Raw genomic sequence first — 5,491 nt, forward strand, 5'->3', positions numbered from 1 at the left:
CCGCAGGACACACCAGGGACACCGCCCCCTCCCCCGTCTACCTCGCCCTCGCCCGCCTCGGCCGCGACGACCACCGCCTGGCCCTCTCCGCCGACGACTGCACCGCCCTCGAACCCCTCGCCGCGCAATGGCTCGACCGAGGCGTCACCACCGACTACCTCACCAGCACCCTCACCGCAGGGCTCCCCGCCCAGGTCGACTCCCCCGTCGGCCTGATCCGCCGCCGCCTCATCGACAAGCTGCCACCCCGCCTGCCGGACACTGCAAGCACCGCAGGCACCCCAGCCAACACCCCGGCCCCCATACGCCGCCTCCTCGTCGAATGCACCGACTGCGGCCGCCCCGGCCAACCCGAAGCCCTCCCCGACGGCCTCTGCCGCCCCTGCCACACCACTCACACGGCAGGCGGCCGGCCCTCACCCGACCCCACCCAGATCGCCGCCGTCAAAGCCCACATGACCAACCTCCGCGACCTCCTCAAACCCGTCTGAGCCCGGTCGGCCAAGACGTGTCCGGGCTATTACGCCCGGAGCCGGATGACAAGGGCCGGCGGTTGCCGTGACGGGTCAGGGGGCGAGGGCGTACTCGGTGAAGTGGCCGCAGACGGTGAAACCGAGGCGCCGGTAGACAGGTTCTCCGTCGACGGATGCCTGCAGCACCGCGGTCTCGTAGCCCGCGTCCCGGGCGGTGTGCAGGGTGGCCGCGGTGATGGCCCCGCCATAGCCGCGGCGGCGGTCGGTGGCGAGTGTGGCGATGTTGTAGATGCCGGCGACGCCCGCGTGCAGGAAGACCTCGGCCGAGCAGACGGGACGGCCGTCGACGTAGCCGACCAGGTAGCGGCGGGGCAGTCGGCGGTGAGAGCCGCACCGGCGGTGTCGGCGAAGAACCGGCGCACCGTGGCGGCGGGCGGGTGCCAGTTCGCGGCAAGGACCGTGGCGTAGTCGGCAAGCTGTTCCGGGGTGGTGGCCGGGAGGATCTCCAGGCCGTCGACGTGTGCGTCGGGGAGGGGATCGCGCAGGTCCTTCCACATGCCCGCCTCCGTTTCCGACGCCTCCAGGCCGGCGGCTTGGAGGTGCTCGGCGAGATTGTCCGGCGTGGAGGCGGGGCCCACCCACCAGGAGAAAGGGCGGCCGGTGGCGGCCAGGGTCCGGGCCGTCTCTGCGGCGCGGGCCGGGGCGGTGCCCGGGATGAAGCGGGCCCTCGCGACGATGTTGAAGGTGTCGTCGTCGAGACCGCTGTCGGCGATCAGCAGGTCGCCGGTCTCGGTGACGGACGCGCCCTTCAGGGTTCGGTGCAGGTGGCAGGCGTGCTCGGCGAGATTCTGCTCCATCGCGAGCGGAAGGTCGGATTCATTGACGGACAGGACGTGCATGGGCTTCATGACGACCATCCCAGCATGCCGTCCGGGGTGTTCGCAGGTCCCTTTTCCGCGCCTGCGAACGGGCTGACCAGGAGCGGTCCGCTGGATCAGGGGGGATCATGCCGGCAGCGAAGGGACGGCGTGACGGATCGCGCGGTCGGTGCGCGAGCCTCGTGGCTCACGCCTCTGACGCAGCTCTCGCGCACGATGGTGGAGTCGACGGAGATGTGCCGGTCGATCCCCCGATCGCGTCGGCCGCGGCCTGCACCTGCCGGCAGACGCTCCCACGTCCCGGAGCTCACAAGGGACGGGGCCATCGCACCCTCACGACCGTCACACCAGCCGGAGCACATGCTTGCCCCGTACCCCGCCCGCCTCCAACGCGCGGTGGGCGGCCGCGATGCCCGCCAGCGGGTGGACCGTGTCGACGACGGGCCGCAGGTCACCGCGTTCGACATGTGCGGTCAGTTCGGCGAACAGGCCGTGCTTCGGGTTGCCGCTGAAGAACCGGACCCGCTGACGGCCATGCACGGCCGAGCCCAGCAGATAGCCGATGCTCCGGACCGGATGGTCGATGTCGAAGGCGATGGCGACCAGCCGTCCGCCGGGGGCCAACCGCGTTCGCAGCAGGGGATGTTCGGTGCCGACGGTGTCCATGATGACGTCGTAGCGGTCCAGTTCGGCCAGGGGCGTGGTCCGGTGATCCAGCACCTCGTCCGCGCCCAACTCCCTGACGAAGTCGGAGTTCTTCGCGCTCGCGAGGCCGGTGACGTGTGCCCCGAGGGCCTTGCCGAGCTGGACGGCGACACTGCCGACGCCGCCGGACGCCCCGCGGACGAGCAGGCGTTCGCCCGCCCGGAGTCCGGCCTTGTCACGCAGGGCGGTGAGGGACGTGGTGCCCCCGGCGGGCAGCGAGGCGGCCTCGGTCAGGGTGACGTTCTCGGGGGCGTACGCGATCTGGCGGGGCCGGACCGAGACGTACTCCGCCGCGCTGCCGAAGGAGCGCCCCAGGATGCCCCACACCCGGTCACCGGCCCGCAGCCCGGTGACCGAGGCGTCCACCTCGGCGACCTCACCGGCGAAGTCGAGCCCGGTCCGCTGCGGGAAGCGCCGGCCGGTGACCAGGCGGACCTTCCCGGCGCGCCCGTACAGCTCCCCGCCGTTGACGCTCGCCGCATGAACCCGGACGAGCACCTCGCCCGGCTTGCGGACCGGTACCGGGACCCGGCCCTCGTAGAGGACCTCGGGCGGCCCGTAGCTGTCGTAGAGCGCGGCGCGCATGTCGTTCACGGTGGAGGTCCTGTCTGTCCGGCGATACGGGGTGAGTGCTGCTCCCGGTCCACGGTAGGCGGGTAAACGGATGACCCTCTCCATTTAGCCTAAAGTGAGAGACATGCCTGCTCAGCCCTCTCACAACCCGCCCCCGGTCACCCCGGACCCCGGCCCCGAGGCGCTGCGGGCGGACGCCCGGGAGAACCGGGAGCGGATCCTGCGGGCCGCCCGCGAGGCGTACGCGCTGCACGGCATCGACGTACCGATCAGCGCCATCGCGCGGCGGGCCGGCGTCGGGGTCGCCACCCTCTACCGCCGCTTCCCCACCCGTACCTCACTGATCACCGAGGCGTTCACCGAGCAGCTCACCGAATGCGCGGGTGCGCTGGACGAGGCCCTGGAGGACCCGGACCCGTGGCGCGGCTTCTGCACGGTGTTGCGGAAGGTGTGCGCGATGCAGGCCGCCGACCGGGGATTCACGCACGCGTTCCTGGCCCGGTTCCCGGGCGACACGGCATACGCCGGGGAGCGCGACCGGGCGGAGGAGGGGCTGGCCCTGCTGGTCCGGCGGGCGAAGGAGGCGGGCGCACTGCGCCCGGACTTCGACGTCTCGGACGTGGTGCTGACCCTGCTGGCCAACAACGGCGTGGCGAACGGAGCGGGCCCGCAAGCCGCCGCGGCGTCCCGACGGCTGGTGGGCTACCTGCTGGAGTCGTTCCGGGCCGGCCCCGCCACCGGCCCGCTCCCGCAGCCTGTGGGGCTGGAGTTGGACCGGCTGGGCGGGACGGGGTGAGGGCGGAGGAGTGGGAGTGTGCGGGCCCGCGCACGCGAGGGTGTCCCACCCGCAGACCTCCCGGCTCGCCCCTGGCTCAGGCGAGAGCCGCGACCAGCGAGGCGAAGGCGGCGACGAGGATGACCACGCGGACGTAGTGGTAGCGGTCCCAGCGGTTCATCTGCTCCTTCCAGTCCTCGGGCCGGCTCTCCGGGGTCCACGTCTTGCCCCGGTTGTTGATCGGGACGAGCAGCAGGAGCGACATGACCACGCTGAGGAGCAGGAGCGCGGCCGCGGCGACGACCAGGCCGGCGTCTCCCTCCCCCCGTCCGGCTACGGCCCAGACCGCGCTCAGCGCGAGTGAGCCGATGTACCAGAACGGCATCAACGCCCCCAGCATCCGGCCTCCATGGCTCCGCCCGAGCTGGGCGCTGTCGTCGGGGAGAGCGTCGAGGATCCGGTTGATGACGAAGGCGACGGAGAACTCCACCCCCACCAGCAGTCCGACGATCACGGTGGTGACGATCTGCAGCGCATCGAGCATGATGACCCCTCCTGGAATCTAGCGGCGCTAGATGATGGTGCAACGCTAGTGCTACTGCCGCTCGATTGTCTAGCAGTGCTAGAATCGATCCATGTCGGTACAGGAACGCAAGGAACGGGAACGGGCGAGCCGCGAGCGCCTCATCGTTGCGACGGCTCGCGAACTCGCCGAGCAGCAGGGCTGGGACGCGGTCACCACGCGCCGGCTCGCCGAGCGCATCGAATACAGCCAGCCCGTCCTCTACAGCCACTTCCGCGGCAAGCGCGAGATCATCGGCGCTGTCGCCCTCGAAGGCGCCGCCGAGATGGCCGCGGCGCTGCGGGCCGCCACCTCCGGCGCGGACGGCCGCCGCTCCCGGGTCGCCGCCCTCGCCCACGCCTACCTGGAGTTCGCCGAGCGGAACCCGGCGGTCTACGACGCCCTGTTCCAGCTCGACGGCGGCCTGGCCTTCGCGCGCGAGGACACCCCGGAGCCGCTGAAGGACGCCTTCGCCGCGCTGCTGGAGACGCTCGGCGAGGTCGCCGGGGAAGGCGTGCACCCGGCGCTGTTCACCGAGCTCTTCTGGTCCGCCCTGCACGGGCTGGCCACCCTCACCCGGGCGGGGCGGCTCCTGCCGGAGGGCGCCGGGCAGCGGCTGGATCTCCTGGTGGAACGGCTCGCCGTGCTCTGACCCGTACACCGGCTGCCGGTTACGCCCCGGAGGGGACAGGCCGGGAAACCCGGGGCCGGTCGGGAATCCGGGGGCCGATCTCGGGGAACCGGCCCCGTCGCCATCACCCCGCCCATCTCCCCGTCAGGAACGTCAGCGCGACGAGCGTCGTCACCGGGGCCGCCACGCACAGGTACACCGTCCTGAACCACGGCCGGCGCAGGCTCAGCGCCGCCAGGCCGATCCACAGCGGCCACCACAGCAGCGTCGCGCGGGGGACGGACGTGTACCAGTACGAGGTGCCCAACGCCCACAGACTGAGGACCACGTACACCGCTTCCGGCCAGCGGCGTCGGCGTACCAGCAGCGCCACCAGGGCGAGACCCACCAGCATCGCCGCCAACTCCGCCTGGAACATGAACGCGTATCCGGTCGACTGCGTGCCGTCGAACGCCCCGGTCCAGGTGTTCGCCCACGCCTCCCAGGGCGGGTGGAACGTGCGGTACCAACCGCGTTCCTGCGCGTGCTTCCAGGCCATCCAGTCGCCGGTGTGCGCGTGCAGAAACCAGCTGTACGCGGCCGGGGGCAGCGCGGGAAGCAGCGTCCAGCCCGCCGATCGCCAGGCCCGCCGGCCCCCGCCCGCACGTACGGACAGCAGGAACAGCAGCCCGATCGCCGCCGCGAGGAACAGGCCGCTGACGCGTACCGCCGTCCCGAGCGTGGCCAGTACGGCGGCGAGCGCCCACCGGTGCTTCATCGCCGCGAGCCAGGCGGGCAGCGCGAACGCGAGGAACAGCGCCTCCGTGTAGCCCGCCGCCAGAAACACCGCGCAGGGCGAGAGCAGGAAGAGGGCCACCGTACGGTGGCCCGCCCCCTTCTCCGGCAGATACGCGG

The 5,491-nt window shown here is 72.1% G+C and carries 4 protein-coding genes and 3 pseudogenes; 3 read left to right on the forward strand and 4 right to left on the reverse strand.

The window, feature by feature from the left end:
* Nucleotides 1-491 (forward strand): annotated as a pseudogene (locus D3105_RS31820) (MarR family transcriptional regulator); the annotation flags it as partial.
* Between the two features lie 75 nt (nucleotides 492-566).
* Here the strand turns inward: D3105_RS31820 and D3105_RS31825 are convergent.
* Together D3105_RS31825 and D3105_RS31830 are read right to left on the reverse strand one after the other, a co-directional pair.
* Nucleotides 567-1,330, reverse strand: a pseudogene (locus tag D3105_RS31825) (GNAT family N-acetyltransferase).
* A gap of 363 nt (nucleotides 1,331-1,693) precedes the next feature.
* Nucleotides 1,694-2,650 carry an NAD(P)-dependent alcohol dehydrogenase gene (locus D3105_RS31830; RefSeq protein ID WP_165891118.1) on the reverse strand — a complete coding sequence of 319 codons (957 nt, stop codon included), beginning with the start codon at nucleotides 2,648-2,650 and terminating at the stop codon, nucleotides 1,694-1,696.
* Nucleotides 2,651-2,753: 103 nt separating this feature from the next.
* On the opposite strand from D3105_RS31830, the gene D3105_RS31835 reads away from it, so the two are divergent.
* The gene (locus tag D3105_RS31835) at nucleotides 2,754-3,425 is read left to right on the forward strand and encodes a TetR/AcrR family transcriptional regulator (RefSeq protein ID WP_118906336.1); all 672 of its coding nucleotides are present in this window, start codon (nucleotides 2,754-2,756) and stop codon (nucleotides 3,423-3,425) included.
* Nucleotides 3,426-3,501: 76 nt separating this feature from the next.
* Here the strand turns inward: D3105_RS31835 and D3105_RS31840 are convergent, their stop codons facing one another.
* Nucleotides 3,502-3,948 (reverse strand): DUF1772 domain-containing protein, encoded by a 447-nt coding sequence (locus tag D3105_RS31840; protein ID WP_118906337.1) that lies wholly within the window; start codon nucleotides 3,946-3,948, stop codon nucleotides 3,502-3,504.
* A gap of 91 nt (nucleotides 3,949-4,039) precedes the next feature.
* Between D3105_RS31840 and D3105_RS31845 the strand changes: the two genes are divergently transcribed.
* Nucleotides 4,040-4,618 carry a TetR/AcrR family transcriptional regulator gene (locus D3105_RS31845; protein ID WP_118906338.1) on the forward strand — a complete coding sequence of 193 codons (579 nt, stop codon included), beginning with the start codon at nucleotides 4,040-4,042 and terminating at the stop codon, nucleotides 4,616-4,618.
* Nucleotides 4,619-4,721: 103 nt separating this feature from the next.
* Here the strand turns inward: D3105_RS31845 and D3105_RS31850 are convergent.
* Nucleotides 4,722-5,491, reverse strand: a pseudogene (locus D3105_RS31850) (mannosyltransferase family protein); the annotation flags it as partial.

The sequence above is a fragment of the Streptomyces globisporus genome, assembly GCF_003501885.1.
In the GTDB taxonomy this organism is placed as follows: Bacteria; Actinomycetota; Actinomycetes; order Streptomycetales; family Streptomycetaceae; genus Streptomyces; species Streptomyces globisporus_D.

What these genes read in the sequence shown, in the direction of transcription:
- D3105_RS31845 (WP_118906338.1), top strand. Translation starts at nt 4,040, where the DNA reads ATGTCGGTACAGGAACGCAAGGAACGGGAACGGGCGAGCCGCGAGCGC.
- D3105_RS31840 (WP_118906337.1), bottom strand. Translation starts at nt 3,948, where the DNA reads ATGCTCGATGCGCTGCAGATCGTCACCACCGTGATCGTCGGACTGCTG.
- D3105_RS31835 (WP_118906336.1), top strand. Translation starts at nt 2,754, where the DNA reads ATGCCTGCTCAGCCCTCTCACAACCCGCCCCCGGTCACCCCGGACCCC.